General features: G+C 40.6%; 29 protein-coding genes and 1 pseudogene. 23 read left to right on the forward strand and 7 right to left on the reverse strand.

What is annotated here, in order from left to right; genetic code table 11:
* Window positions 1–70 precede the first annotated feature (70 nt).
* The gene (gene cimA / locus AC1DOK_RS19905; RefSeq protein WP_477556067.1) at window positions 71–1684 is read right to left on the reverse strand and encodes a citramalate synthase; all 1614 of its coding nucleotides are present in this window, start codon (window positions 1682–1684) and stop codon (window positions 71–73) included.
* 159 nt (window positions 1685–1843) lie between these two features.
* Here cimA and AC1DOK_RS19910 point away from each other — a divergent pair, with 159 nt between their 5' ends.
* The 3 genes from AC1DOK_RS19910 to AC1DOK_RS19920 all read left to right on the forward strand — a co-directional run bounded on the left by AC1DOK_RS19910 (window position 1844) and on the right by AC1DOK_RS19920 (window position 5194).
* A complete protein-coding gene (locus AC1DOK_RS19910; protein WP_477556068.1) occupies window positions 1844–3133 on the forward strand; it encodes a DNA polymerase IV in 1290 nt (429 codons plus the stop codon).
* A 168-nt stretch (window positions 3134–3301) separates the two neighbouring features.
* Window positions 3302–3544 (forward strand): ferredoxin, encoded by a 243-nt coding sequence (locus AC1DOK_RS19915; RefSeq protein WP_477556069.1) that lies wholly within the window; start codon window positions 3302–3304, stop codon window positions 3542–3544.
* Window positions 3545–3721: 177 nt separating this feature from the next.
* Window positions 3722–5194: a L,D-transpeptidase family protein gene (locus AC1DOK_RS19920; RefSeq protein ID WP_477556070.1), complete on the forward strand. Its 1473-nt coding sequence runs from the start codon at window positions 3722–3724 to the stop codon at window positions 5192–5194.
* Between the two features lie 19 nt (window positions 5195–5213).
* Here AC1DOK_RS19920 and AC1DOK_RS19925 read toward each other — a convergent pair whose 3' ends face one another.
* Window positions 5214–5348 (reverse strand): hypothetical protein, encoded by a 135-nt coding sequence (locus AC1DOK_RS19925; RefSeq protein WP_477556071.1) that lies wholly within the window; start codon window positions 5346–5348, stop codon window positions 5214–5216.
* Window positions 5349–5484: 136 nt separating this feature from the next.
* Between AC1DOK_RS19925 and AC1DOK_RS19930 the strand changes: the two genes are divergently transcribed.
* From AC1DOK_RS19930 to AC1DOK_RS19940, 3 genes are read left to right on the forward strand one after another with little or no spacing between them, the layout of a single operon-like run.
* Complete coding sequence (locus AC1DOK_RS19930) at window positions 5485–6588, forward strand: quinone-dependent dihydroorotate dehydrogenase (RefSeq protein WP_477556072.1); 1104 nt, start codon at window positions 5485–5487, stop codon at window positions 6586–6588.
* A 25-nt stretch (window positions 6589–6613) separates the two neighbouring features.
* Window positions 6614–7420: a GTP diphosphokinase gene (yjbM, locus tag AC1DOK_RS19935; protein ID WP_477556073.1), complete on the forward strand. Its 807-nt coding sequence runs from the start codon at window positions 6614–6616 to the stop codon at window positions 7418–7420.
* A gap of 3 nt (window positions 7421–7423) precedes the next feature.
* Window positions 7424–7816, forward strand: a complete 393-nt coding sequence (locus AC1DOK_RS19940; protein ID WP_477556074.1) for a DUF309 domain-containing protein — start codon at window positions 7424–7426, stop codon at window positions 7814–7816.
* Between the two features lie 65 nt (window positions 7817–7881).
* Here AC1DOK_RS19940 and AC1DOK_RS19945 read toward each other — a convergent pair whose 3' ends face one another.
* A complete protein-coding gene (locus AC1DOK_RS19945; protein ID WP_477556075.1) occupies window positions 7882–8394 on the reverse strand; it encodes a thioredoxin family protein in 513 nt (170 codons plus the stop codon).
* 247 nt (window positions 8395–8641) lie between these two features.
* On the opposite strand from AC1DOK_RS19945, the pseudogene AC1DOK_RS19950 reads away from it, so the two are divergent.
* From AC1DOK_RS19950 to AC1DOK_RS20005, 12 genes and pseudogenes are all read left to right on the forward strand, one after another.
* Window positions 8642–8722: pseudogene (locus tag AC1DOK_RS19950) on the forward strand (methyltransferase RsmF C-terminal domain-like protein); the annotation flags it as partial.
* A gap of 9 nt (window positions 8723–8731) precedes the next feature.
* Window positions 8732–9481: a pseudouridine synthase gene (locus AC1DOK_RS19955; protein WP_477556076.1), complete on the forward strand. Its 750-nt coding sequence runs from the start codon at window positions 8732–8734 to the stop codon at window positions 9479–9481.
* A gap of 75 nt (window positions 9482–9556) precedes the next feature.
* On the forward strand, window positions 9557–9706 hold the full coding sequence (locus AC1DOK_RS19960) for a hypothetical protein (protein WP_477556077.1): 150 nt from the start codon (window positions 9557–9559) through the stop codon (window positions 9704–9706).
* A 53-nt stretch (window positions 9707–9759) separates the two neighbouring features.
* Entirely contained in the window at window positions 9760–10554 is a 795-nt protein-coding gene (locus AC1DOK_RS19965) for a Cof-type HAD-IIB family hydrolase (protein ID WP_477556078.1), read from the forward strand.
* A 104-nt stretch (window positions 10555–10658) separates the two neighbouring features.
* On the forward strand, window positions 10659–11678 hold the full coding sequence (locus AC1DOK_RS19970) for a hypothetical protein (protein WP_477556079.1): 1020 nt from the start codon (window positions 10659–10661) through the stop codon (window positions 11676–11678).
* Window positions 11679–11843: 165 nt separating this feature from the next.
* Window positions 11844–12101 (forward strand): hypothetical protein, encoded by a 258-nt coding sequence (locus AC1DOK_RS19975; protein ID WP_477556080.1) that lies wholly within the window; start codon window positions 11844–11846, stop codon window positions 12099–12101.
* A 71-nt stretch (window positions 12102–12172) separates the two neighbouring features.
* Window positions 12173–13018, forward strand: a complete 846-nt coding sequence (locus AC1DOK_RS19980; protein WP_477556081.1) for a DegV family protein — start codon at window positions 12173–12175, stop codon at window positions 13016–13018.
* Window positions 13019–13173: 155 nt separating this feature from the next.
* Complete coding sequence (locus AC1DOK_RS19985; protein ID WP_477556103.1) at window positions 13174–14331, forward strand: glycosyltransferase family 4 protein; 1158 nt, start codon at window positions 13174–13176, stop codon at window positions 14329–14331.
* A 17-nt stretch (window positions 14332–14348) separates the two neighbouring features.
* Complete coding sequence (locus AC1DOK_RS19990; protein WP_477556082.1) at window positions 14349–15668, forward strand: metallophosphoesterase family protein; 1320 nt, start codon at window positions 14349–14351, stop codon at window positions 15666–15668.
* On the forward strand, window positions 15665–18943 hold the full coding sequence (locus AC1DOK_RS19995; RefSeq protein WP_477556083.1) for an AAA family ATPase: 3279 nt from the start codon (window positions 15665–15667) through the stop codon (window positions 18941–18943). Before AC1DOK_RS19990 ends, AC1DOK_RS19995 begins: the two co-directional genes overlap by 4 nt.
* A 36-nt stretch (window positions 18944–18979) precedes the next feature.
* Window positions 18980–19258, forward strand: coding sequence for a hypothetical protein (locus tag AC1DOK_RS20000; RefSeq protein ID WP_477556084.1), 279 nt, complete (start codon window positions 18980–18982; stop codon window positions 19256–19258).
* A gap of 36 nt (window positions 19259–19294) precedes the next feature.
* Window positions 19295–19741, forward strand: coding sequence for a hypothetical protein (locus AC1DOK_RS20005; RefSeq protein ID WP_477556085.1), 447 nt, complete (start codon window positions 19295–19297; stop codon window positions 19739–19741).
* On the opposite strand, the gene AC1DOK_RS20010 is transcribed toward AC1DOK_RS20005, so the two are convergent.
* Window positions 19682–20716, reverse strand: a complete 1035-nt coding sequence (locus AC1DOK_RS20010; protein WP_477556086.1) for a YkvI family membrane protein — start codon at window positions 20714–20716, stop codon at window positions 19682–19684. The genes AC1DOK_RS20005 and AC1DOK_RS20010 overlap by 60 nt on opposite strands.
* 189 nt (window positions 20717–20905) lie before the next feature.
* Window positions 20906–21643, reverse strand: coding sequence for a hypothetical protein (locus AC1DOK_RS20015; RefSeq protein WP_477556087.1), 738 nt, complete (start codon window positions 21641–21643; stop codon window positions 20906–20908).
* 205 nt (window positions 21644–21848) lie between these two features.
* Here AC1DOK_RS20015 and AC1DOK_RS20020 point away from each other — a divergent pair, with 205 nt between their 5' ends.
* The 4 genes from AC1DOK_RS20020 to AC1DOK_RS20035 all read left to right on the forward strand — a co-directional run bounded on the left by AC1DOK_RS20020 (window position 21849) and on the right by AC1DOK_RS20035 (window position 23958).
* Window positions 21849–22418, forward strand: coding sequence for a xanthine phosphoribosyltransferase (locus AC1DOK_RS20020; RefSeq protein ID WP_477556088.1), 570 nt, complete (start codon window positions 21849–21851; stop codon window positions 22416–22418).
* Between the two features lie 68 nt (window positions 22419–22486).
* A complete protein-coding gene (locus AC1DOK_RS20025) occupies window positions 22487–22804 on the forward strand; it encodes a hypothetical protein (RefSeq protein ID WP_477556104.1) in 318 nt (105 codons plus the stop codon).
* Window positions 22805–22942: 138 nt separating this feature from the next.
* Entirely contained in the window at window positions 22943–23167 is a 225-nt protein-coding gene (locus AC1DOK_RS20030) for a hypothetical protein (protein WP_477556089.1), read from the forward strand.
* Between the two features lie 41 nt (window positions 23168–23208).
* Window positions 23209–23958, forward strand: a complete 750-nt coding sequence (locus AC1DOK_RS20035) for an adenosylcobinamide amidohydrolase (RefSeq protein WP_477556105.1) — start codon at window positions 23209–23211, stop codon at window positions 23956–23958.
* 10 nt (window positions 23959–23968) lie between these two features.
* On the opposite strand, the gene AC1DOK_RS20040 is transcribed toward AC1DOK_RS20035, so the two are convergent.
* A complete protein-coding gene (locus AC1DOK_RS20040) occupies window positions 23969–24238 on the reverse strand; it encodes a hypothetical protein (RefSeq protein ID WP_477556090.1) in 270 nt (89 codons plus the stop codon).
* Window positions 24239–24250: 12 nt separating this feature from the next.
* The gene (locus AC1DOK_RS20045; RefSeq protein ID WP_477556091.1) at window positions 24251–24379 is read right to left on the reverse strand and encodes a hypothetical protein; all 129 of its coding nucleotides are present in this window, start codon (window positions 24377–24379) and stop codon (window positions 24251–24253) included.
* 360 nt (window positions 24380–24739) lie between these two features.
* Here AC1DOK_RS20045 and AC1DOK_RS20050 point away from each other — a divergent pair, with 360 nt between their 5' ends.
* Window positions 24740–26923, forward strand: a complete 2184-nt coding sequence (locus AC1DOK_RS20050; protein ID WP_477556092.1) for a family 2 glycosyl transferase — start codon at window positions 24740–24742, stop codon at window positions 26921–26923.
* Window positions 26924–26946 lie beyond the last annotated feature (23 nt).

Genomic DNA, 26946 nt, shown 5'->3' on the forward strand with positions numbered 1-26946 from the left:
TAAATAAGCCTCCTTAGACGATAGAAACTATCGAATAAGGAGGCTTTGTATTATCCATATTAATGCGACATTAATGGTTTACTAATCCTAATCGTTCAGACTCAGCTAAGATAGAATCAATGCGCTGCTTACCAATGAGTGCATATCGAATCGAATCAATCAATGCCAGCCAGCTTGCTTCAATCACATTGCTTGAGACCCCAACTGTATTCCATGAATTGTTAAAGTCGGTCGATTCAACTAGCACTCGAACCTTTGCTGCTGTAGCTCCTTGTTCATCTAATACTCTGACTTTATAATCAGTCAAGTGAATGTTCTCAATATCCGGATAATGAGGAATAAGTGCTTTGCGAAGCGCATTATCAAGTGCGTTTATCGGTCCGTTACCTTCACCTGCAGTCAAGATCATCTGATCCTGAACTTTGATTCTTACAATGGCTTCAGTCATGTTACCGCGATCAGTAGCTTTCTCAACCATGATCTTAAACGATTCAACAGTAAAGGTTTCTTCAATTGTCCCCATCGCTTCACGAAGGAGTAATTCAAGTGAAGCATCTGCACCTTCAAACTGGAAGCCTTCATGCTCAAGCTCTTTAATTTTTTGAATAACCTCACGTGCTTTGTCAGATTGATTAAAATCGATACCGAGCTCTTGAGCTTTAGACATCAGATTGCTTTGACCAGCAAGTTCGGATACGAGAACACGTTGTTTATTACCTACTGTTTCTGGAACGATATGTTCATATGTTGAAGCGTCTTTCAAGATTGCAGAAACATGGATTCCACCTTTGTGAGCGAACGCGGCAGCTCCCACATAAGGCTGGCTAACAGACATTGACATATTCGCGATTTCACTAATATATCTTGCTGATTGTGTGAGCATTGCAAGCTGTGTATCTAAGATACAGGAATACCCAAGCTTTATTTGTAAATTTGGAATAATGGAGCACAAATTGGCATTACCGCAGCGTTCTCCATAACCGTTAATTGTCCCTTGTACATGGGTTGCCCCTGCCTTAACAGCTGCAAGTGTATTCGCTACGCCAAGCTCGCAATCATTATGTGCATGGATACCAAGTGGTGTTAGAATGCGTTCCTTAACAATACTTACTATTGAAAATATTTCATCGGGCATGGAGCCGCCATTTGTATCGCAAAGTACAATTACATCTGCACCAGCTGCCTCAGCTTGTACGATTGTTTGGAGAGCATATTCAGGATTGTTCTTATACCCATCAAAAAAATGTTCACCTAAGTAAATAACTTCAAGTCTATTACGCTTCAGATAAGAAATAGAATCATAGATCATTGCATTATTCTCTTCTAAAGTTGTTTGGATTGCAGTATGAACATGAAAATCCCATGACTTACCGAAAATTGAAGCGACTGTCGCTCCAGACTCAACAATTCTGATTAGATTCAAATCTTCGTCTGCCTGTGAATCTTTGCGTCTGGTTGAACCAAAAGCAGTAATTTTGGCGTGAGATAAATGAAGGTCTTTCAAACGATTAAAAAATTCGATATCTTTGGAATTACTACCTGGCCAACCGCCTTCTATATAATGAACACCAAGTTCATCTAATTTATATGCGATTTTGAGCTTATCTTCAACGGATAAAGAGACGCCTTCGCCTTGCGTACCATCTCTTAATGTGGTGTCGAACACCTGGATCTTTGCCCTCATGATTTATCCCCCTTACCATTGTATCCATTCGAATGTATAATTTACGATTATAGCATAAATCATAGGCTATTGCTTAATATTTTCTGACAATATGATGTTGAAATCATTGTATGATAGAGGGTTTGCAGTTTATAGTAAACAGATTGGAGGATGTGAGAGATGAGTTCGAATGATTATTATCCTAAACAAGGACGTGTCATTCTGCATATCGATATGAATGCATTCTATTGTTCTGTACACGAGGCTGTGGAACCAGAACTGTATAGAGGCAAAGCCATTGCAGTCTCTGGTTCTGTGGAACAACGCAAAGGTATTATCGTCACTTCCTCCTATGTTGCAAGAGCGCGCGGGGTACGAACAGGAATGCATGTTAGACAAGCCTTAAAGCTATGTCCTGAGCTTATCTTGCTGAGGCCAAACTTTGACTTGTATAGGCAATTCTCACGTGCATTTATGAAAATTACTTATTCGTATTCCCCGCTGGTTGAAGCGGTATCGATTGATGAGTGCTATGTGGACATAACGGGGTCCAAACAATTTGGAACTCCATTAGAAATAGCTGCTGAGATTCAGCAACGGATAAAACAAGAACTAGATTTAGCTTGTTCTGTTGGGATTGCACCTAATAAGCTGCTTGCCAAGATGGCCTCGGATCTGAAGAAGCCTAATGGTTTGTTTGTACTCAGAAGAAGAGATGTCCCAAATGTATTATGGCATAAACCATGTCATGAGTTATTCGGTATTGGACAGAAGACGGGAGAGAAGCTGAAACGGCTAGGAATTAGTACAATTGGTCAATTGGCTAAAGCAGATGAATCTTTAATGACACGACAATTTGGTGTTAATGGGCCTCATTTGATAGCTGCTGCTAACGGGATTGACCATTCGCTAGTTAATCCTGAACAAGAGCAGAGCAAGTCCATTGGACATACGACAACACTCCCACATAATGTGACAGAACGTGCTGAGGTGGCTCGCGTCATGCTGAATCTATCGGATAGTGTAGCGCGAAGGCTACGTAAACAGAAGCTTGTTGCAGCGACGGTACAGATTACGATCCGAGATCCTGATATGAAAACCATTACAAGAGCGATAACGTTACCTGAACTAACAGATCTAACAGATGACATTCATCGTGCTTCATGTTTATTATTCGATAAACATTGGAAGCAAGGTGAACCGATCCGTTTACTTGGCGTTGCAGTTAATAATTTGCAGCTTAAGAAAGAGATGCCTATACAGCTAGATTTATTTAATTATGAGATTCAACCAAAGAAGGAAAAGCTAACAGCAGTGATGGACGCACTTCGAGATAAATTTGGAGAAGGGGCTGTCGTTACACTTGGCATGTTAGGAGATGATCCATCTACTTTATTGCGGAATACCAAGGTACGAGGTACTTCCTTGCAAATGGACCATCTGAAGAATAATCCTATAGATGAAGAATAGAACGAAAAGGTGAATTTTTCCGAATTTGGGGTTGTGACTTGTGTGTGTATGATGCTTATATTATAGTTAAAAAAGACAACTAGTAGCGTATACTTCAAATGAATTATATTTTTGTTTATATAACGCTCTTGTTCACCATAACTTGAACTTGTAGGAGGAATCCGTAACATGGCTAAATATACATGGGTAGAGAAAGATACTTGTATTGCATGCGGGGCTTGCGGTGCGACTGCGCCTGATATTTATGATTATGATGATGATGGAATTGCGGTCGTTATCTATGGAGATGACAATAACTGTGGTGTGACTGAAATACCAGAGGATCTGTATGATGATCTTCAAGATGCACAGGACGGTTGTCCAACTGATTCAATTAAAGTGCAAGATAAACCTTTTAATAAGGAAGGTTAATATAAGATGAATCTCGCTTTCTCAGTTCATGAGGAGGCGTTTTTTATTACATATTTTTGGTTGAAACTCATATTGCAGCGGTCATAAATCGATATGCATGAGTTGTTCAGATCTTTAAAGAAGACGCTTATCTGCCGATGTTAGTTAGGAGAGCATCGTAGAAAGTGGTGAATTCAATTGGAGTGGAAAGACGATCCGGAATTTTTCAAAGAATATCTCAAGCAGCATCCAAATGATAAATTTGCATGGTATTTACTAGGTAAGGAATATTTATCTAAAGGCGAGGATGGGAAGGCAGCTTATTGCTTTACCCAAGCTGGAGAAATTTATAAAGCATTCGAGAATGATGAGCATCCATATGAACAAAGAATCAAACAAGCGCTTGAGAATAATAAGAATTCAATTCAAGCAATGAAGGAGAGGCATAAGTACGTGAGACGGATCAGTCTTGCAGCCCTTATTCTATTATTACTTCTATTACCATCTTGGGGACGATTCATGGATCATGCAGAGCCATCACCAGCAGATAGTGATACTCAAGAGGTGACCTCAATTGGGGAAGATACTGGGAAGCTTGAAGATTTCTCAGGAATTGGCTTCACTTATGTGAATCAAGCAGAGTCACCTATCGATAATGGACAAGCACTCCATAAGATGATGGGCTCAAGGCAGAGTAGATTAGAGAATAATCTTCTACTCGCTGGTCATAAAAGCATTGATGGCAAATGGAATGTTTGGCCCAGTATTCCTAAGCTATTGCTATCGGTTCAAACAAGTCCTAAGGGCGGGAGTTCGACCATCAGTTATTATGATGCTAAGAGTTGTCAATGTGAACCTGAGAGCGGTAAACAATATGAGTCGAATATTAGTAAGTGGAAACAGGAGCAAGAAGAAGAAGCTGTATTGCGATCAGCAATGCTAGCCTACGAAGTACGTAATGGAGTTAAGCCGAGTAAAGCTGAACAATTAATTCAGCCGTATCCTAATAATATACTTAGTGGTCTCACGCCACATATGCTAGAGGTGTTCGCGAATAAGGGACAGGCTGCAGGAGCAGCTAAACCGGCAAACGGTGGGAATACGAATGAATCTTCCTCACAGCCTTCATCAAATAAAAGTGGACTGAATACCAATGATATAGGTGCTTCAGATCAACCACTTACAGAGCCACTTGCAATCATTGTCGATCGTCAAAATTATCATTTGGCTGTCGTATCGGAACAAATGATCGTACGTAGTTTTCCTGTTGGACTTGGTGGTGATAAAACGCCAGAAGGTAATTTTGTTATCAGTGAAAAGGTACGGAATCCAAATGGTAAGTCAAATGGAGATTTTGGTTCTAGAGGAATGACACTCTCTGATACGTTGTACGCTATTCATGGTACGAACGAACCGGATAGCATCCATAAAGATGAATCACTTGGTTGTATTCGAATGAGAAAAGAAGATGTAGAAGAATTGTTCGCAATGATTCCCTTGGAAACCAAAGTAACAATAGGCACAAACCTCCTTCCACCTCTACCTCCAAGTAATAATGAAGGCAAAGGTGAAGGGGATTCAGGAGCGCAGCCAGGATCTAAGCCTGAACCATTTCAATTACCTAGTCAAACGGAAGAACGTAATCCAAATAAAATTTATAAGTGGTTATAGAATTGCAAATTATCGTACATTATTGTGTCAATACGATGAGAAGAACGACTATTACTAAGAAGGCTCCAGTGATGGAGCTTGTCCAAATGATAGCTTTCTTATTTACCTCGTTCTGTTTTTTGTGAGTCATATGCGTTTTTTTAACTTTGCCCATAGAAATCATCCTTTCTATTTCCAGCTTGTAGATTATTATAACAAAATCATAGTGCGATTTCAGAAAATATTTTGCAATCAACATAAGAAACAGATAAACTGTCTTTTAGAGTCTAGCGAATTGGAGTGGGGACAACATGAGTGCATTCTACAGAAATTTCATTAAAAAAGTGTTGTTCCAATTAGATCCGGAAACAGCACATAATTTAACAATTGGTGGCGTCAACATTGCAAGCAAGATCCCAGGGATGGCAAGCGTATTGGGAGCTACATGGGGTGTTGCTGAACAAAAAGAATTAGCATCAGATCACTGGGGCTTACATTTCTCTAATCCAATCGGTTTAGCTGCTGGTTTGGATAAGAATGCACATGCCGTAACAGGATTTTCAAGAATGGGTTTCGGATTTATGGAAGTGGGGACTGTAACGCCCAAAGCACAGCCGGGTAATGAAACTCCGCGTTCCTTCAGATTACCAGAAGATAAAGCACTCATTAATCGAATGGGCTTTAACAATGGTGGTGTTGGAGAAATGGCAGATAATTTACGCAATGCGAAGCCTTATAGCATTCCGGTGATTGTTAATATTGGTAAGAACAAGGTAACTCCGAATGAAGAAGCTATCGATGACTATCGATCCTGTATTCGTGAATTGTATGAAGTAGCTGATTTATTTGAAGTGAATATTTCTTCACCTAATACACCTGGCTTACGTAAATTACAGCATGGGGATGAATTGACGAAGCTGCTACAGGCTGTTGTCGATGAGAGAAACATTCAGCAAGCGAGATTTGGTGGTAAAGAGAAAGCCGTTCTCGTGAAAATTGCACCTGATTTAACAATGGATGAGGTGGAATCAACTGTTCGGAGTATCATGGAATCGGGGATCTCGGGTATTGTGGTATCGAATACGACAATCACACGTGAGGGTCTTAAGCATCCAAATCGGGTAGAGACAGGCGGATTAAGTGGTAAACCACTTAAAAAGATGTCAACTGATCTTATTCGTCGTGTTTATCAGATTACTGAAGGAAAGCTACCGATTATTGGGAGCGGGGGCGTCTTTACTGCGGAAGATGCTTATGAGAAAATTCTAGCAGGTGCGAGTCTGGTTGAAATATATACCTCACTCATTTATGAAGGTCCAGCTGTGTGTAAAACGATTAATAAAGGCTTACGTACCCTTCTCAAAAGGGATGGTTATACGCATATTTCTCAAGCAGTTGGTGCAGGTACCAAATAGATTTGCCCAAATCGGGGGTAATACGATGGATGGACGCGACTGGAAAAAGTTTCTTTTTCCTTATGAACAGGCCGTTGAAGAATTAAAAATTAAATTCAAAACACTACGTGATGAGCTGCGTAGTCGAGAAGAGTATTCATCGATTGAGTTTGTCACAGGCCGTATTAAGAAGGTGTCCAGTATTCTGGGCAAAGCGAAGCGACTCGATGTTCCGATGGATCAGCTCGACACAGGAATTGAGGATATCGCTGGTATTCGAATTATGTGCCAGTTCGTAGAGGATATCCAAAGAATAGCCGAGATCATTCAAGCAAGACATGATATGAAGGTTATTTATGCAAAGGATTACATTACGAACAAAAAAGAAAGTGGCTATCGATCTTATCATGTGATTGTGGAGTACCCAGTGCAAACGCTGCTTGGTATGAAGCCAGTACTAGCCGAAATCCAAATTCGCACGCTAGCCATGAATTTCTGGGCGACCATTGAACATTCACTTAACTACAAGTATAAAGGAGCTGTCCTTCCCGAGGAAGTTCGCTTGCGACTTAGTCGAGCAGCAGAGGCGGCACATATTCTTGACCAAGAAATGTCCAAAATTCGTTCAGATATTGTAGCGGCTCAGAAATCTTTCGAGGATGATTCGAATCTCGTACGTAAGGTATTAAATGATATCCAGGAACTTTACTATTTTAATCATGTACGAGAAGCAGTTCAGTATCAGATCCGGTTTAATGAATTGTGGGAAAAGGATGATATGTCAGAGCTTCGCTTGCTTTCAGATGCAATTGTAACTACGATTGAGCAAGTACAAAAAAGGGAGCGTACTTAACAGATGAACCGTGAATACGATCCTTTATTTATTCAATTCCTATACGATTTCAATCATACAAGGGACTATTTTGAATGTCATGAATCACTCGAGGAGCTATGGCTTGAAGAGGCAAAGGATCCTCTATATCAGGGCTTGCTTCAAGTGGCAGTTGCTTTGTATCATCACCGTAATGAGAATTTTAGCGGTGCTACCAAGTTGATGCGTTCAGCATTAGAGAAGCTAAAGCGCTACCCAGACGAGATTCTTGGTATTAACTTAGAGAAGGTTCGTTCAGATAGTCTTGTTTATTTAACGAAACTAGAAGGTAATGATGCAGAACCATTCACTCATGAACCGTTTGATATTGAGATTACAGACACTGTTCTTCAATTAAAAATAGTTGAACTACTATAAATAAATAAAACGGATGCTTGGCCAAAAGCCTTGCATCCGTTTTGTATAGATATTGCACATGAGTCTTACTTATATTTGTTGAAAAGAGTCTTATACATGTCCACAGGGTTGCCTGCTTTTTCTTCTGCTGATTGCATACCACCAACGATACGGTCTGCTTCTACTTCTACGCCATTCTTGAAGTAAACAAGAGTCGGAGTGGAATGAATATTGTATGTTGCAAAGTCTTCTTCGTATTCTCGTAAATTGTACTTCAGTACTTGTACGCCTAATTCTTTCTCTAGCTCAACTAGCTTAGGAGTCGTCGCCATGCAGTGTACGCAATCAGATGCATAGAAGTACATGAAGAAGCTTTCTTTGTCAGCAATCTTATTTTTCAGATTAGCTTGAGCGATTGTTTCCTCATAGTTAGGATTATCTAGTAGTTTGACTGTTGCAGGTTTAAGCTGAGATACGGACTTGCCATATACATTATCTTTAAATTGCTTATCTTTAGCTTGATTGGATAAAGTATTGACGGTAATGAGTGCACCGAACAGGAGGATGATAACTCCTGCGAATATTAACATTTTTTTCATCTAAACGCCCCTCTGTTTAATAAAATGTTAGTTACTTTAAAAATTATATCTATGAATCTAATTCAATTATAATCCTATCACTTCCTGCATTGCAATCATGTTAATAATGGCTTTTTAGTGAAAATGACATTTGCATGTACTATAATAGGATATCCAGGAACCAAGTGCAATGCTTGGCGGAACCGGTGTATTAGTTGTGAATGATATACATAACGATTGTGTTAAAGTATTAAGGCTGATGCCTTGTTGCATTGATGGTTATCCGGTAGGTTGGGGATAATGGCTTGATGGGATGTTAAAAAATGAATATCCACAAGGGTGGAGGTGAACCTAAACGATGAGTTCAAAACAACGATTAGATAAAATTCTTGCGCATTTGGGGTATGGCACGCGTTCCGAACTCAAGAAACTCGTCAAAAGCAAAGTTGTACATGTAAATGGAACTCTAGTGAAAGACAGTGGCATGCAGGTTGACCCTGAGAACGACCAAATTGATGTACATGGTGAACGAATACAATTTCGTGAATTTATCTACCTAATGATGAATAAGCCGCCAGGGGTTATTTCAGCGACTGAAGATACACGCGATCGTACAGTTATCGATTTGTTAGATGATGAGTTTCAGCCATTTCATGTATTTCCCGTCGGACGACTTGATAAAGATACGGAAGGATTGCTTCTACTTACTAATGATGGTAAGCTGTCACATAATCTTTTGTCTCCTCGAAAGCATGTACCGAAGATGTATTATGCGAAGGTGGAAGGTGCAGTTGTAGAATCAGATCGGATTGCTTTTGCTGAAGGAGTGACACTTGACGATGGTTATCTAACCAAGCCTGCTGAGCTGCATATCCTTCAGGTGGACAACCTGGAGAGTGGAGCTTTATCTGAAATTGAATTAACAATTACAGAGGGCAAGTTTCATCAGGTAAAGCGAATGTTTGAGGCTGTTGGTAAGAAGGTTATTTATCTGAAACGTTTATCGATGGGACCTTTGCTGCTTGATCCAGAGCTTGAGCTTGGAGAAACTAGGGAACTAACAGCTGATGAGCTAGATTCATTACAAAAACATGGAATTTCAACATAGATTTATGACTCTAAATCAAAATCAGTGCTTAAAGACGAACCAAATGTAGAATGTAGCGAAGGGGACGGAATTGTCTTGGAGAAGCGAAGCGTTCGCCTTTGCCACCGGATTTCTACCGCTATAAGCGGTATAGGATCAAGAAATCTGGGGGCAACAGCGATCGTAAGGACAATCCGTCCACACAGCGGTCATCAATCGACACGATTCAATTTGTTCAATCACTGATTTTGGTGTTGAGCCAGATTTATTCAGCTACTTAAGATTGGAGAGAGATGAAGATGAAATATAAGCTTATTGCAATTGATATAGATGGCACGCTGCTAAATGATGAGCATCAGCTATCAGAGGTAACTATACAAACGGTCCGTCGTGTTCATGATGAAGGAGCAACAATCGTTCTTTGTTCAGGGAGAGCACCGCAATCCGTGTTTCCTATTCTAGATCTGCTAGGTCTTGAAGGAACCATTATTGCGCATAACGGGGCTTCTACGGTTCTTTCAGAAGGGCATGAGGTCGTTCATGATTATTCATTTGAGACCAAAGAATATACGGCTCTGTTTAACTTCTTGCGTGATAAAAAGGTGCACTTTGATGTATGTACGCCATTTGATTTATTTGTAGAATCTGCTACCCAAGAGGAAATGGATATTTATGCTCAATTTTTTGTACAGCCAATTCTTATACCAGATGTGATGGAAATCCCAAGGATTGTAAAGATGACACTTGCGGCTGAACAAGATCTTATCGATGAAGCAGAGAAAGTATTACGTGATCGTGGCATGATAATTGGATTAAATATGTTTCGTAGCGGTCTCAACTTTGTTGATCTTGTCCATGAGAAAGCAACCAAAGGTAATGCTTTGAAGGAATTTGCAGACTCAATAGGTGTTAAGTACGATCAAATTATGGCTATCGGAAATTACTACAATGATGTTGAAATGATCAAGCTAGCTGGCCTTGGTATTGCAATGGGAAATTCACCAGATGATCTGAAGCAACTTGCTCAAGATGTTACGGTTACGAATAACGAAGATGGTGTGGCAAAGGCATTAATTAAATATTGCTTAAGCTAAAGCTCATCACGAGTTATATTCTTTTTCATAATTGGGAAATGTATTGATGAAATGGAGTTTCTTCCAATACAAATTTCTTGCTTATGATAAGGAGCGTGATGGAGATGGCAACAGTTATGATTAGACCTGACCTGAGAACGGCAGGTGGAGAAACAAATGATATTATGCTTGATGACCAATTTGTTGGCACTTTGACGCTCGTCTATCGAGAATCAGACCGTATTTCCGGATCCATCCAATTGGAAGAAGAGTCACTTAATGATGTGGATAAGGTGCATGTGCTAAAGTTTGTTCAACGCTATATCCAAGGACTCATTGATGCGACTCAAGCGGAAGAGTGTTATGTTGTCGTGACTCACAGTGTATACGAAGATATTATTTCCACTTCAACATGGGAAGATCAAAATGTTTTTGAAGATGTTACCGACAACATAATTGAACTTGAGAGTTCGGATTACGATGATTTAGAAACTACTGGAGCAGAAATCGAGCGTCCTTGTTCTTTTTTTGAACTGGTAATGGTTGGGGAGTCACAGTATGCGGCTGAATACCACATACACGATGAAGATGGTTACTTTATTGCAGAAGCATACTGTGAAATTCAAGATAATGATGTAATCGGAAGTGTAGATTGGATGTTTCATCCACTTGATGATGAGATGGAAGGCGTCGCTAATTTGCTTGTCGCAAATTTTGAGGATGATGAAATCGACTCTTACATTATTGATATGCTGTTCGAAGGTGAAATTGTGGATATAATTGAACTGACGAATGAAGCCTTATTTGATGACTTGGATGAAAATGCTGCGCTAGATAACGAATTGGATGATCTGGATGATGACTATATAATCGAAATGGTTCGCGATGATGGTGATGCATTAACCTATGAGATTTATCAAAGATCTTATGGTGTTCTGCCGATTGGAACCGCAACAGTTGATCTTACAAATCAACTAATAACGGGATTTATTGATTTGCGTAAATCAGGTGGTACGGATGATCGATTACATATCGCGAAGCGACTAATGGATGAAATCGACAAGGAAAAAGATTGTGATCACCTTGGTGTTACGATGATGTGTGGCAATGAGTTCATTGAAGAACTTATTATTGATTCGGAATAGCTCTGTGATAAGCTTACTCTAATCCGATAAATTTGAATAAAATGTATTGCAAGCGCATGCCTAAAAAAAGGTTGTGCGCTTTTTTCTGACACCTTTTTACAATTCCACCCTTCACACAACTGCCAGAATGATGGATAATAGGTGGATAAAGGATGTGATGAACGGATGAAATTAAATCAATTAGAAATTAATCATCTTGTTTTTTTGGCTGAAGTTGTACAGAACGGTCACAAAAAAACACTGATGGATGGGACTTATCAATGCTTGCTATATATTGTAAAGAGCTTGGAAGAAGCGGAGCTTCCTGATGCAGTAGGGGAGCACATCCAATCACTTGTACAGAAGATTGAGGAAGAGCTTCGTAATGAGAATATTCGAATACTTGAAATCCGTGGAGCTTTATCTAATCGCAGTCATTCTTAACATTTGACATCCTATTTTGGCTATTATAGATTAAAGTGTAAACTAGCAAATATGATAGACTGGAGAACATCATGACAATTAAAATCATTACGGACGGTAGTTCAGATTTGCCAGAAGGATTGGCAGAGCAATTAGATATCACAGTAATTCCCCTTTCCGTAGACTTAGGTACGGATAATTATAAATCTGATTTAGATCGAAATTACTTTTATACGCGAATGAGACAGGAAGAGGAGTTGCCAAAGACATCCAGTCCTTCTCCAATGGATTTTCTGATTAAGTTCAAAGAAGCCTTAGCTGAGAAGAAGGATGTTCTTGTTCTTGCATGCACCTCCAAAATAAGCAGTACTTATAATCATGCTGTTATGGCTAAAAATATGCTTGAAGAAGAAGGTTACGAAAGTCAGAAGGTTGAAATCCTAGATTCTAAAACTGCTTCGATTGGTCTTGGACTATTAGTTGTGAATGCCGTGAATTGGTCCAAAAAGGGTCTTCATTTTAATGAATTGCTATCTACGATGATGCATCAAATTCAAGAAACTCGGACTTATTTTACGCTTGAAACATTGGAGAATGTCATTAAAGGCGGTAGGCTCGATAAGTTTAAAGGAAAAGTAGCTTCCGTATTAAATATTAAACTCGTAATGCGAGCAAATGAAGATGGCGAGATTGAAGTCGTGGACAAAATACGGGGTACGCAAAAAGCGCTCAAGTATTTGATCAATAAGATTGGTGAAACTTGGAATCAATCGAATAATAAAGTGCTTGCAGTAGCACATTCCAATTGTGAAGATCGCGCCAAAGAGTTTATTAAAGAAGTGCTTGCTAAATATCCGTTTGAACAAGTCATTGTAACGAACATAGGACCAGTAATTGGAACATACGCTGGTGAAGGCGGTATAGTTGTAGCTTACTAATTATATTTCTAATCATAAATCATCCAGAGATAAGTCTGCTTTGTATAGGCAGGCTTATTGTTGTTTAACTGTTAGCACGTTAGAATAGAGTAGAGCACTTCTGAATTAAGGTGTTCTTGAACCGGATTTTGAAATGGAAAGGTGTTTATATTCCTATGCGTATTTTACAAGCGTTGTTTTTTCCTCCAGAACAACCAGGTGGCGTTTCATCCATGATTCCATACCTTCTAGAGAAGTTTAATAAACGCGGTTATGAGATGGAGTTATTTTCACTACCTAAGCGCCTAAGAGGAAAAGGTCACGAGGAAGTTAAGTTCACGACCTTCGATCCCTCGAAATACGCTGGTAATGCGATTGTTGATAAATATATCCAGACACTAAAGGATTATATTTGGTGGAGTCGAATGAGACTCACTAAACCGTATGATCTAATTCATGCACATCATCCGATTGCTGCTTTAGCACTAAGAGAAATATATCCTCATACACCGATCTTGATGACTATTCACTCTGCTTTTGAGAAAGAACTGCTGTTGAATGGAAGAATTGAGCAGGATGGACCTGAGCATTTGTTTTTGACATCCCTTTATGGGGAATTAGAGGCCAAAGCAAATCAGTTATTGACAGTTTCCAATGCGTTCAAAGGCTATTTAGCTGATCATGTGCAGGACTCCGAAAGAATTGGTATCATGCCAAACGGGTTTGATGAGAAGCGGTTTCGTCCTATCAAACACGAGAATGCAGTTCCGCAGCTCATTACGATGTGTCGCCTTGTCCCAGCCAAAGGCTTAGATACGTTGCTTCTCGCATGTGCAGAGCTCAAAAAACGTGGGCTCAACTTTGTTTTACATATTATTGGTGATGGACCAAGTCGTACGGATCTTGAGAAATTAACGCAGGAATTAGACATCTATGATGACACTGTTTTCTATGGTTACATGCTGCACCCTGAAGAGTTCATGCCATTTTTTGATATATTTGTCTTACCTTCGAGAGCAGAGTCATTCGGTTCTGTATATGCAGAAGCGGCGTTATGCTTACTTGCAATTGTAGGCACGAACGTTGGTGGTATACCTGAACAGATTGAGAACGGTCGTAATGGCTTACTTGTTCCGCCGGATAATCATGTAGCTCTCAGTATTGCACTCGAGAAGCTGATCTCAGATCCTGTATATCGTGAGGAAATGGCTAGGGCAGCTTGGGATAAGGCACGTAAAACTTACGCTCTTAGCCGTGTTACGAGACAGTTACAATCTATTTATGAAACATATCGTCCCAAAGAAGCTGGCGATAGCACTGGAGTACACAATTAATAAAGGAAGTGATGCGAATGCAGCCTTTTCGATTTTTGCATAGTGCAGACCTTCATTTAGACTCGCCCTTTAAGGGAATGAGTCATTTGCCAGATTCAATTAGAGATCGAGTTCGAGAGTCTACGTTCGCTGCATTACAAGAACTCGTTACGCTAGCAGTTCAAGAACAGGTTGATTTGGTACTGATAAGTGGGGATGTATATGATCTTGCAGACCGTTCCTTACGAGCTCAAATTCGATTCCAAAAGGCGATGCAGGAGCTGTCCATACACCATATTCCTGTGTTTATTATTCACGGAAACCATGACCCACTAGACGGTCGAGCTGCTAAGCTAAGCTGGCCAGAGGGCTGCTATATATTCGGTACAGAGCAAGTCGAGTCTGTCCTAGTTGAGCGAGAGGGACGTGGGGCAATTGCTCGTGTACACGGGATTTCTTATCGAACCTCTGCCGTTGTTGATAATCTAGCATTGAAATTTCAACAGACAGATAGTCATATTAAACAACCAGTCTTTGAAATTGGCATGTTACATACGAATGTTGAAGGTGAAGCAGATCACGATAATTATGCACCTTGCACCAAACAAGACTTGCTGCAGAGCGGTATGAACTATTGGGCGCTTGGACATGTACATACACGTAAGGTCATTAATGGAGGCACAAACAGCGGAGATACTTGTATTGTGTATCCCGGCAATACACAAGGACGCAGTGTAAGAGAGTGTGGTCCACGTGGTTGCTATATAGTGGATGTTACCGCTGAGGGTTATACGAAGCTTACTTTTCATCCTTTGGACCAAATACGCTGGTTTGTAGAGACTATCCAAATCGTAGGGATGGAGAATGAGCAGGAGATTAAGGATGCTCTAGAATTAAAGATGCAGGAGGTACTTAAGCTAGCAGACGGACGATCCTGCATGATTCGTTTGGTACTTGAGGGAAGAGGACCGGTTCATGATTTACTGCGCAAGGGATCTGCACTTCAGGACTTATTAGACGAATTACGAGATCAAGAAATGATTAGAGTAGAACAGGGTGCAGTATTTATTTGGCCTGAATCCATTGATGATCGAACAGGACGTGTGATTGATCAGGAGCAATTGCTTGAGCAGCGGAGCTTTGTAGGTGATATGCTGCGAATGTCGCGGGAATTGCAGCAAAGTGATGATGCACTCGGTCAGTTTCGCGATGAGGCATTAAGTTCATTATTGTTACAGTCTAAGGTTGCTAAGGTATTAGGTGCAGACACTGCTAATGAGGATGAACTGCGTGAGATGTTGCGAGCAGCAGAGAACCTGCTGATCGATACATTAGCCGATGGGGGGTGGAATGGATGAGGATCGTAGCTATTCATGTGGAAGGCTATGGGACCTTAGGTGACCGCTCACTTCATCTGGATCGACCGTTTGTCCTTGTTTATGGTCCGAATGAAGCTGGTAAGAGTACACTGACAAGTTTTATACGTACAGTTCTATTTGGATTTATGACTAGAGGGCAAGCAGAGCATCGCATAGCAGAACGATATGAACCGCTTGGAGGCGGTACTTATGGTGGTTCATTAATCCTAATCGACGAGAAGGATCAGCGAATATTAGTGGAACGTTTTGACCGAACGCTTAACAGTAAAGGGCGTTCATCTACGGGTACGGTTAAAGTGACGTTTCCTGACGGATCTGTCGGTGGTGAGGAAGAATTAAGTTTAATCCTTGGAGGGATTTCTAGTGAGTTGTTTCGTGTTCTATTTGCTTTTGGGTTAACTGAACTGCAAGAGCTGCGAACACTCCAGAAGGACGAGATCGGTAGCTATTTATATAGTGCAGGACTAGGGATATCACCTTCTGTGATGATAGATGGAGAGCGTAAGCTTACAGCGCGTATTGAGCGGCTGTATAAGCCGCGTGGTAAGAATCAAGAGATTAACATGAAGCTGAAATCGCTCGATGATGTAGATATAGCCATTCGTCGTAGTAAGGATTTCATAACTCAGTACGATGCGATGAAGAACGAGGAACGGGCTGCTGATATACACATACAGGAGCTGGAACAACTACGCACAGGGCTAAACAAGCAAAGTGTATGGCTAGAAACCTGTTTGAAAGCTCGTGATTCTTGGTTCAGGCTGCAGAGCGTTCAGGCAGAGTTAGCTGAATTGCCAGATTTGCCAGCTTTTCCAGAGCAGGTCGTAAGTCGTTACGAAAGCTTACTAGAAGAGCAAGAGCGACTTATAATAGATTCTCAGGAATGCAAGTTGAAATTGGAGCAATTAGATCATTTCCTAGATCAATTAATGTTGAATGACCAAATGCTTCTACACAAAACGGAAATTGAAAGCTTACTTGAAGGTGTATCGATTTATCAAGCTGACCTTCGAACGCTCGATGAACTGAAAGTTGAGTATGCGCAAACAAATAAGGAATTACAACGTACTTTGCGACTGGTCGATGCGAAGTGGGATGAACATCATCTAGAGTCTTTTCCTGTATCGGCAGCAAATCGTGAAGAGGTGAGCCGATTCAAGCAGCAAATGGACGACCTATTGAGGGAACGGAATCTCCTTGATACAGAAGAACATACTTTGATAAATCAGCGGGACCGACTTAACGAAGAGCATAAGATGCTTGCTGAACGCAAGTCAGAGGAAGCGAGTGTAGGAGCCGGAATGCAGCTTACTGCCCTTGTAGATAAGATAGGGGACAAGATAGGTGAGCCTACTAGCTATATAAGGACGTTAGCTAATCAATATGCGAGCTATAAGTTACTGGACCAAGAATGTGAGCATTTAAGACAGCGTGTGGAAGATCACCATTTACAACAGGCACTTACAGACCAGCTAGCTCATAAGAAGGACAGTAATAGTTCGTTAACAATTCCGATTTCCGTAGGCCTTATCGGAGCTATTGGAGCTGCTTTATTGTTCACACAAGGTAATGCTACGTATGGTGCAATCCTTCTAGGAGCGGGTGTTATCTTAGCGCTAGGAATAGCGGTGGTCATGCGTAAGTCTACCGCGGGATCACATCAAGCCAAAGGACGAAGAGGCCGCGAATACAGGGGTTCGCAAGAAGAGCATACACCTATGGGTCAATCCTCTGTTCTTACGGATAAACTTACGAGGGTCGAACGAGAACGTGACGAATTACGTGATCGCCTTCAGGATCAAGTGTACTTATTCTGGCAGTTAAGAAGTGCAGATTCAGGTAAGGTAGAGTATGCTTGGGTATATGCGAAGCGCTGGCTTGATGAACAGTTAGAACCTTGGCAAACAGCGATAGAAGAGCGGAGCAAGCAACAGGATAAATGGGCGCTCCTTGGAGAGAAAACGGCAGACTTACAACAACAATTATTTGCTGTAGATAAGCAGCTGGAGAAGTTAGAAGCCCGCATTCAGACTAATACATATGCATCCGCTGATGTAGGTACACGGTGGTCAGAATGGTTAACCCGGCATGCCTTCAGTGAACCGCTCTCTCCTTATGCGGTAGAGGCTAGTTTGCCTCTTGTGGAGCAAGGTCATAGTTTGCTGCATCAGCAGCGGCGACTTGAGGGGCGGCTAGCTGCTGCTGAGATTACAACAGCTAGCTTTGAAGCAGCGGCTGCTGGTCTGCTTGGCAGCTCGGCAGCCGCCGAACCCATCCTTGGCGTGAAACGCCAAGGGGAGGCGCTTGCACAAGAGCTGCGCAAGCGGGAAGAAGCAGCGCGCGCTATGGAAGAGCGCGCTGCGGTAGAGCTTACGGCGCTGTCGCTAAGCCAGCGCCTAGATTCTCTACAGCTCCGCATGGCAGAGCTGCTCGAACAAGCACACGCGGAGTCGGAGACAAGCCTCCGCGTGAACGCCCGCCTTGCAGCGCGGCGGGCAGAGCTTGACGGGGAGCGTAGGCACTTGCTCCCCGCACTTACGGCGCTTGTCCATGGACAGCGCCTGCAAGAGCTTGACGCCATGCTGACTGAGCATGGCGAATCAGAGCTCGCCTTGCAGGCGGACGAGCTGACACAGCGGCTCGCGCAAGTCACGCGCGAGGTGAATGAGCTGCGCGAGCGCCGCGGACTGCTCGCTGGAGAAGCAGCTAAGCTCGAGCTTGGCACCTCTCACAGCGACAAGCTTCAGCAGCGCGAAGAACAGCTCGCGAGCTTGCAGCAAGCTGGTCGCGATTACGCGGTTCACGCTTTTGCTCTACACCTACTGCGCAAGGCGCGAGAGGTGTATGAGCAAGAGCGTCAACCCGGAGTACTGAAGCGTGCTTCCGATTATTTTGCAAGGATGACACAATATAAGTTCACAGGGATTCGTGCTCCCTTTGCTTCTGAACAGAAGCTTGAAGCTGTTCGCCCAGATGGTCGCGGAGTAGATACCGCTTACCTGAGCCGGGGTACAGCTGAACAATTATACCTTGCAATGCGATTTGCGCTTGCAGAAGAATATGCAACTCGCGTGAATTTACCACTCATTATGGATGACATATTAGTCAATTTTGACGATGCTCGTATGGAGACCTGTCTTGAAGTACTTAACGAATTAAGTACTAGACATCAGATCATTCTGTTTACTTGTCATAAGCATGTGCGTGAAGCGACGCTGCGCAAACTGCCAAATCTACAATTGGTTGAATTGTAAGCTGGTTGAAATGTAAGAGGAATGGGGGGCAAGATGATGGATAATCGCCACGATCAGCCGAATAAACCACGCGAGATTATTTATCAAGTGGGCAGAAAAAAAGGAAAGATTGTACTTGGGGAGAAGAATGAATCCGAATGTGTCCAGGCGGATACAAAGTTAGTTGACCTTCTCCAGCATAGTATAGTGTCTAGAACATTATTTCATCATCTTAAATCACCTAATGACAAAGCGGTAGTAGTCTTATATATGCTACTACCGGTTGTGATTTTTCTATTGACGATTATGCTGGTGATTCTATTAGTTCGGATTTAGATTATTTGAAATTGATTCAATAAAGGAGGGAAACTCATGCATAATCTAAATCTATTTCTTGCTATCCTAGGAGCTATTCTTGGATTAGTTGCAACTGGAGGTATCATTTATGCAGTTTGGTTAATGGCACAGCATCGTGATGTGGCATCTAATGAACATACAATTAATGAACGTACAATTAACGAACGTACAATGCCGTTTCCTGCTACGCTATTAAAGTGGACTGTACTAGATTATATCGTCATGATTTTATTTATATTTGGATTATTGTTGTTATTTGTTGATTTGCTAGCCGTTCTGCGAGATCGTGCTAGTTTTCAGGAATGGCATCTTATTTATCTGGCAGCAGGTGTTATCTTTTCATTCATGGGGATGATTATGATGTTTCTGCGTCTATTCATGTTTCATAATGCTGTTCGTTCACTAAGCAGGCTTGCGCCAGATCATCAGAACGAGCCAAACGATGGAGATAAGTCCGAATAATGGATAGAGGGTAGTTAGCAATACCTTGAATCCGATCAAAGAAACAAAATAACATAATGTCAAAATAATGATGAGAATCAATTGTTTATTCAATTTGGTTCTTTGTTCAATTTGTAAAGTAAGTCCATAAACATCAGCAATGAAGGTAGTGAAAATTTCACCAAAAATAACAAGTAAATAGAGGACATGAAACCCATAGCCTAAGGAAGTAATAAGTCCAGCCATTGGTATTTCATATTGCGTGATGCCAGGCATCTGAGAGGATAATGCAAAATGAGCTCCAAGCAGCAATAAACCGATTAATCCTCCACCGATGCCCGCTCCCCAATAGATAACGAATTTACTGGATGCAGCTGCACCTACAGGTACGAGAACAGCTTGTGAGGTTGCTAGATTGAATGCGGTATATATGAATGGTGCCATCCATATTGTCAAATGGGAATAGTCTGTAGTTATTCTTAGCCAACTATCCGCACTAGGAGATTGCCAAGAATTCCAGACAACTAGGCAGGAGAAAATCAGCATGATTGGAACTACAATCGTATTAACGGTCATAATCGTATGAATACCTCGAGAAATAATCCAGAAGGAACCAATTAGTGTAAGCAGCAGACCTGTCTGATACGATAAATGCAATTGTTCTGAGAATACAGTTCCACCCCCGGCGAGCATCACTGTAGAAATACCAAATAGAACGACTAACATGAACAGCGAAACAATGGAACCTAACTTCTGGCCAAATAGCATCCGATTTAAATCTTCATAGGATTTGGCTTTCATCGTATAGGCGATGGTCATCATTTTGATGCCAAGCCAAATAAATAGAATAGACGATAGAGCGATTGTAAGTGTAGCCATCCAGCCGTATCTAGTAAAAAACTGCAAAATTTCTTGACCTGTAGCAAATCCAGCGCCAACAATCGTTCCAACGTATGTGAATGCAATACGTATGATTTCTCCCCATGTTCGAACCATAATAAACCGCCCCCTTGTTACACAAAAGCGTGTTCCTAGAGAAGAACACGCTTTTGAAGAAACGCATCTGTCTGTGCTCGACATAGATGTGTTTCTCTACTTGTCACCGTAGGTAGATTCTTCAGCTGACACTATGGTCAAGCAGTTACCTATTGGTACAAGTTATGAACTTAGTGGCAGTTAAATGACTCATTTATCAGGAAATAGTTTAATAGATAAAATCTGATCTTTGTCGATATCGACATCTAGCTTAAGTATGGCTCCTGATGATTCGTATGTAATGACATAAGAGCTATTAGAGGTTGGTTTACCAAGTGCAGTAAAGACATCACTTGTTTTACTACCGACCTTGATTCCTCCTAGACCTGGGTCAATCTGATTGGATTGAATCTCCACAAACTCGATTTTAGCCTCTGAATTAAACCCAACTGAGAAATCATCATATTCCATGACATTAATTACGCCACCGTCATCTTCTAACTTATGCTCAGATGTAGGATCTCCGAATTTAGTTAATACCGTTGATTTATTAGCTTCTAATTTCAGCCCCATTAACGTTGGTTTAGTTAGATTGTAGGTGTCTTTAGATGCGACCTCTGGTTTAATAGTAGGCGTAGGTTGCGCTGATTGCTTGATAATCTCTATGACCGGCGTATCTGGTTTAACTGAATTAGTCGTAACGTCACCTGGAATTTCTTTGGCTGGTGGTTCAGTTTCACTCGCGTTTACAGTAGGTTGTATCGTTTCTTCTGGAACTAGCGTCGGTGCTTCAGAGGTTGTAAGTTGTTTCTTATCGCAGCTAATTAGCGTTATCATTAATAGAACTGTTACTGCACAAACAGTAAATAATTTCCTTTGTTTATCCATCCCCGTTAACCCTCTCTCTATGTATGCCATATGTTGTGCTTCTATTTTAACACTCTCCATATATATAGACACCTATTAAAGCTAAATAGTTTCGTTAAATTTGTGTTAAAATTAAAAAATTGGTGCTTGATACCTACAAGTTTAGTATGTTAACTTTACTCATAATGCTTAAGATGCTAGTTTACCTTATTGACACAAAATTTATATGGCTCAAGCTCATCAAATTCGGAGTAATGAGAAGTAAAAGCTTATAGGAGGAACCCAAATGGATATATTGAAAGAACGGATTAAAGAAGTAGGCATTGTTGTTTCTGATGGTGTGCTTAAGCTTGATGCAATACTGAATCATCAAGTTGATCCAGCGCTAATTATGGCTATGGGCAAGCAGTTTGCAGCACGATATAAATCAGATAAACCAACAAAAGTACTAACTGTTGAATCATCAGGAATTACAATTGCTTTTGCAACTGCTTATGAATTAGGGGTTCCACTTGTGTTTGCAAGACGTAAAAAAACACTGACTATGGATGTTAACGTTTATGAAGAGAGAGTTCCATCCTTCACAAAAGGAATCGTAACGGATATCGTTGTGTCAGCTAATTATTTGAATAAAGATGACCGAGTGGTGTTGATTGATGATTTTATTGCTAATGGTGATGCTGCGCGTGGAATTATTCGAATCATAGATAAAGCGGGAGCGAAGCTTCTTGGTGTTGGAATTGCAGTTGAGAAAGCGTTCCAGCCAGGGGGCGACTCCATTCGTGAGATGGGTTATGAGGTTTATTCATTAGCGAGAATTCTGTCGCTAAATAATGGGCAAATCGAAATGGAATGATGACCTTTCGTCTTTTTGATTTTTACATTATAATGATTTTAATGGCTAATGAGAGGAGGCACCCGAATATCATGAATGAAACAATTTCGGAGAGCTATTTTATAACTAAGCTATCTGAAGCTAAGACACATTTTGAACGTGCGCTCGATTGTAAGCATACAGAGTTCGATGACTTATATCCTTATATGATTGAACATCCCCAATTTTTCTGGTACAAACGATATGTTGCTTGGTCAGAGCTGCTCACAATTGTTAAAGTTTGTTCGGAGCTTTTGGTAGATTGGGAAGATCAATTCTCGAGTCAGCAAGTCGATTATGTCAAACAAAGAGTAATGTCTTCCAAGGTACTCGATTATTGGTTTGAATCGAAGGAATATGTATCTTGATATTATACCCAGTTGACCTGTGCGCCCACGTAGGGTTACAGGTCTTTTTGTATATTCATGTAGGTTATGTAGTATATGTTGATTATGTAAGTTATGTAGTATGTGTTGATTATTGTTGATGGAGGTTTGGAGGATTATATGATTAGTGAAGAACAATTAGATTTATATAGACAGGAAGGGACCTTGCTTAGAGTAATTCGTGATATGGACCCTGGTAATGATGTCAAAGGAATTGTAGTTGCATGGGATGATTCTCAAGTGATGATTCGTAAGGCGAATCGTAAGATGCTAAAGCTTGATCGAAATTATGTATTTCAACCATTTACGGCAGAGCGCCCCAAAGAATGGACACTTCCTGAATAATACGTTGCAAAGATAGAGAGTAGGGGATTGTAAGAGTGAGTATGAATGCTATTGATATTCAAGGAATTTCAATGCAACAAGTCGATATCTCAGGCTCAAATGGATCTTATTTACTGTTATCAAGTGAAACGCCACTTCGGACACTAAATACGACACTATGGGGCGGAGGCTTTGGCTACCATAACTACATCATGAATCGTCATGTTGATAAGAATTATGATTGTGCAGATCCCATTGAAGAAATGGATCACTTTCTACAAACTGAGCAATACGATTCAGACAAAGTTGCCGGGATGTTAACTGCAGCATATGTACATGATTATGGTTATAAAGCATTGACCTACCCCCCAAGATCTAATGGAAAGCCCGATAGTGTTCATGAAGATGATGATGTACGTGTCTGCTCATGGGTTACGATGGGACTTGGTAACACAGCAAGGGCTGGTATGGAACGTAAACCAGAGGAGCTCTTTCCAGGCACAATTAATATGATTATCTTAATTGACGCTAACTTGTCCGATAATGCAATGGCAAATTGTATTATAACAGCTACAGAGGCTAAGGCAGCGGCATTACAGGATCTAGGAGTTCGTGTCAAAGATATGAATCAGGTAGAGCGAATAGCTACTGGAACAACGACTGATGCAATTGTAGTCGCTGCTACAGGTCGTGGGCGATTGAGAGAATATGCAGGTACTGCTACTTGGATAGGTCACCTTATCGCGCGCACTGTCTATGAAGCTGCAATAGAATCTGGACACAACTATAACAAGGCTGTATTACGCAGGTAATATAGCCTTGTTAAACTTGTGTGGCTTTAGCACTCTGCAACAACTCGATCAATTCCCCTACTGTCATTTCATCCATCGTATTAGGTGCACCCTTCTTAAATGATCCAACCAGTAGTACTTCAATATGTTGATCTCTGGCAATTAGGACAGAATCAACAGTTAGTGCCTTGGTAATTAACGCTGCTATGACAGCTAATGATTGAGGAGAAAGTGCGGTTGAAGCTGCTTTGTTCTGTTTGCCGTTTTTTCCATTCTTACCGTTATTATTACCTCCCGCCATTTCCCCTCACCCTCATTTTAGAATACCACTAGTTGATTCTGCCACGGGGATTGGAGGTTGCTCTTCAGTACCTATATTGAGTATGAACGCTGCAACAATAATTCCAGTGACGACAAGCAGTATTTGCCCCTTCGTTTCCATCGACGGATCTCCTCCATCTCCATCATCATCTCATCTTACATTATTATAAGTTGATTAAGTTCGATACGTGCTTAAGAATAAGCCCTTTTCGGTTATAATGAAGATTTTAATAGCATTTTTAGATAGTCTCCTAGAAAGAAAAGGAAGAGTATCTAGCAAGGCAAGGGAGTTTAGAACGAAAAAGGGACGTAGCTATTTACTTCCTTTTTATTGTAAATGACTCAATTTTACCTTATATGTGGTGTGGTGTGGTATGGTATCATTCGTATATGTCGTATAATGTATAAATTTGTCGTATTATTTCAATGGACATTCGAGTAAATCGGTGCTTATAACGATGTGCGGGGAGGCGGATAGGAAATGAAGATAGGTAAAATAAGGTATATTATTAGTTCTATAATATTATTTTTATTAATTATATCCATTTCGGTATTGTTTATATTACCAAACAGAGATAAAGCAAGCGAAAACACCACAACTACCATAAAGGATACAGTAACGAATGTAAGTAAGGTTGATAAGAATGCTTTTTATGTTTTAGAAAATGGTCAGTGGAATAAAATTTTTGTGAAGGGTGTAAATTTGGGTGCCGGAAAACCAGGAGCTTTCCCAGGAGAAGTTGCTATTACATATGATGAATATTATAGATGGTTTGGTTATATCTCCGAAATGAATGCAAACACAATCAGAGTTTACACGATACAACGTCCTCAATTTTATAATGCTCTATATGACTTCAATCGAAGTGCTGAAGAAAATGGTAAGAAGCCTATCTATATTTTCAGTGGGGTTTGGATTAATGAAACCGATATAGCAACGATCGATGATTCTTTTGGTAATGATGACAAAATATTAAATGATATGATTGCAACCGCTAAGGATACGATTGATATTTTACATGGAAATAGCTATTTACCCGTTAATAAAGGACATGCAGACGGTAATTATACATCGGATGTTTCGAAGTATGTCATCGGATGGATTCTAGGCATAGAATGGGAGCCGTCTTTTGTAGTAAGTACGAATGAAAATAACCCTCAACGCAACAATTATAATGGCAAATATCTTTATACGGTAGATGCATCACCTTTTGAGGTATTTCTTTCTGAAGTGGGAGACAAGCTTATCGATTACGAAACGACAACATACAAAATGCAAAGTCCGGTAGCATTTTCGAATTGGGTAACAACGGATCCACTGAAGCATCCGAACGAACCCTATAAAAACGAGGATCTTGTTGAAGTGAACGTAGAGCATATTAAATGGCATGATAGCTATAAACCCGGTATGTTTGCATCTTATCATGTTTATCCTTATTACCCCGATACCTTCAGCTATCAGACTGATTATATTAACTACAAAGATATGAATGGTAAAATAAATCCCTATCTAGCTTATTTAGAGGAGATTAATAAATTCCATTCGATGCCTGTTTTGATATCGGAGTTCGGTATTCCAGCTTCACGTGGTAAGGCGCATGAAAACAGAATAACAGGCTTCAATCAGGGGTTCATAGATGAGAGTACACAAGGTGACATGCTGCTGAGCATGATGAATGATATTCACTCTGCTAATCTAGCAGGCGGGTTAGTCTTTTCGTGGCAGGATGAATGGTTTAAGAGAACGTGGAACAACAATGATCTTGATATGCCTGATTCACGTCCATACTGGCTTAATGCACAGACAAATGAGCAGCATTTTGGCCTGTTGGCGCTTGACCCCGGGAGCGAGAAAAGTGTCAGTTATATTGATGGTGTGTTTGATGAGTGGAAAGACGATACACTACTGTATTCAGACGATAATACTAAACTATACGTTAAAAGTGATGAAGGTTATGTTTATCTGATGATAGATGCTAAGAATTACGACTTTGACAAGGATACGTTATTAATACCAATCGATACTATAGATGATCAGGGAAATACGGGTTTTCCGCAATATGACACAACGTTTGGCAAGGATGCAGACTTTGTCGTTAAAATCCATGGACCCAATGACTCCCACGTTCTAGTCGATGCCTATTACGATAATTATTATTTTAGATATGCGGTTCAAACAAATCTCATTGAGACAGTGCCGTCATTTCACAACAAGAACACAGGGTTTTTTAACCCTATTAGGCTTAGTTTAAATAAACAATTAGTTGTTCCTGTGCAAAATACGGAAATTCCTTTTACCGGATATGAAACAGGACTTCTCAAATATGGGATAACAAATCCGGACAGCCCTGATTTTAATTCCTTAAGTGATTTCTATCATATTAATGGAAAAGTAGAAATTAGAATTCCATGGCAGCTGCTCAACGTGATGGATCCCTCCAAGAAATATGTCATTGATGATATGTATGCTCGTGGAAAAATAACTGGATTAAAGGTAAAAGGCTTGAGCTTTGGAGTAGAAAATATAAAACAAGGCATTACAAAGGGTGCTCAAAATCTCACCATGACGGAATATGATTGGAAGGAATGGGAACAGCCCACATTCCATGAAAGACTAAAGCCATCTTATTTCATACTACAACAAGGGTTTTTGGGTTTCGATTGACCCAATGAATAACTGGAACAACG

This window comes from Paenibacillus sp. P5_B5, assembly GCF_056400365.1.

Coding starts and splice junctions, on each gene's coding strand:
- AC1DOK_RS19940 (WP_477556074.1), top strand. CDS start 7,424: ATGAACCGTGAATACGATCCTTTATTTATTCAATTCCTATACGATTTC.
- AC1DOK_RS19970 (WP_477556079.1), top strand. CDS start 10,659: ATGGCAACAGTTATGATTAGACCTGACCTGAGAACGGCAGGTGGAGAA.
- AC1DOK_RS20045 (WP_477556091.1), bottom strand. CDS start 24,379: ATGGAAACGAAGGGGCAAATACTGCTTGTCGTCACTGGAATTATTGTT.
- AC1DOK_RS19975 (WP_477556080.1), top strand. CDS start 11,844: ATGAAATTAAATCAATTAGAAATTAATCATCTTGTTTTTTTGGCTGAA.
- AC1DOK_RS20005 (WP_477556085.1), top strand. CDS start 19,295: ATGCATAATCTAAATCTATTTCTTGCTATCCTAGGAGCTATTCTTGGA.
- AC1DOK_RS19955 (WP_477556076.1), top strand. CDS start 8,732: ATGAGTTCAAAACAACGATTAGATAAAATTCTTGCGCATTTGGGGTAT.
- AC1DOK_RS19945 (WP_477556075.1), bottom strand. CDS start 8,394: ATGAAAAAAATGTTAATATTCGCAGGAGTTATCATCCTCCTGTTCGGT.
- cimA (WP_477556067.1), bottom strand. CDS start 1,684: ATGAGGGCAAAGATCCAGGTGTTCGACACCACATTAAGAGATGGTACG.
- AC1DOK_RS19985 (WP_477556103.1), top strand. CDS start 13,174: ATGCGTATTTTACAAGCGTTGTTTTTTCCTCCAGAACAACCAGGTGGC.
- AC1DOK_RS19930 (WP_477556072.1), top strand. CDS start 5,485: ATGAGTGCATTCTACAGAAATTTCATTAAAAAAGTGTTGTTCCAATTA.
- AC1DOK_RS19990 (WP_477556082.1), top strand. CDS start 14,349: ATGCAGCCTTTTCGATTTTTGCATAGTGCAGACCTTCATTTAGACTCG.
- AC1DOK_RS20020 (WP_477556088.1), top strand. CDS start 21,849: ATGGATATATTGAAAGAACGGATTAAAGAAGTAGGCATTGTTGTTTCT.
- AC1DOK_RS20015 (WP_477556087.1), bottom strand. CDS start 21,643: ATGGAGAGTGTTAAAATAGAAGCACAACATATGGCATACATAGAGAGA.
- AC1DOK_RS19995 (WP_477556083.1), top strand. CDS start 15,665: ATGAGGATCGTAGCTATTCATGTGGAAGGCTATGGGACCTTAGGTGAC.
- AC1DOK_RS20030 (WP_477556089.1), top strand. CDS start 22,943: ATGATTAGTGAAGAACAATTAGATTTATATAGACAGGAAGGGACCTTG.
- AC1DOK_RS20040 (WP_477556090.1), bottom strand. CDS start 24,238: ATGGCGGGAGGTAATAATAACGGTAAGAATGGAAAAAACGGCAAACAG.
- AC1DOK_RS19980 (WP_477556081.1), top strand. CDS start 12,173: ATGACAATTAAAATCATTACGGACGGTAGTTCAGATTTGCCAGAAGGA.
- AC1DOK_RS19910 (WP_477556068.1), top strand. CDS start 1,844: ATGAGTTCGAATGATTATTATCCTAAACAAGGACGTGTCATTCTGCAT.
- AC1DOK_RS19925 (WP_477556071.1), bottom strand. CDS start 5,348: ATGGGCAAAGTTAAAAAAACGCATATGACTCACAAAAAACAGAACGAG.
- AC1DOK_RS20000 (WP_477556084.1), top strand. CDS start 18,980: ATGGATAATCGCCACGATCAGCCGAATAAACCACGCGAGATTATTTAT.
- AC1DOK_RS19915 (WP_477556069.1), top strand. CDS start 3,302: ATGGCTAAATATACATGGGTAGAGAAAGATACTTGTATTGCATGCGGG.
- AC1DOK_RS19965 (WP_477556078.1), top strand. CDS start 9,760: ATGAAATATAAGCTTATTGCAATTGATATAGATGGCACGCTGCTAAAT.
- AC1DOK_RS20035 (WP_477556105.1), top strand. CDS start 23,209: ATGAATGCTATTGATATTCAAGGAATTTCAATGCAACAAGTCGATATC.
- yjbM (WP_477556073.1), top strand. CDS start 6,614: ATGGATGGACGCGACTGGAAAAAGTTTCTTTTTCCTTATGAACAGGCC.
- AC1DOK_RS20010 (WP_477556086.1), bottom strand. CDS start 20,716: ATGGTTCGAACATGGGGAGAAATCATACGTATTGCATTCACATACGTT.
- AC1DOK_RS20050 (WP_477556092.1), top strand. CDS start 24,740: ATGAAGATAGGTAAAATAAGGTATATTATTAGTTCTATAATATTATTT.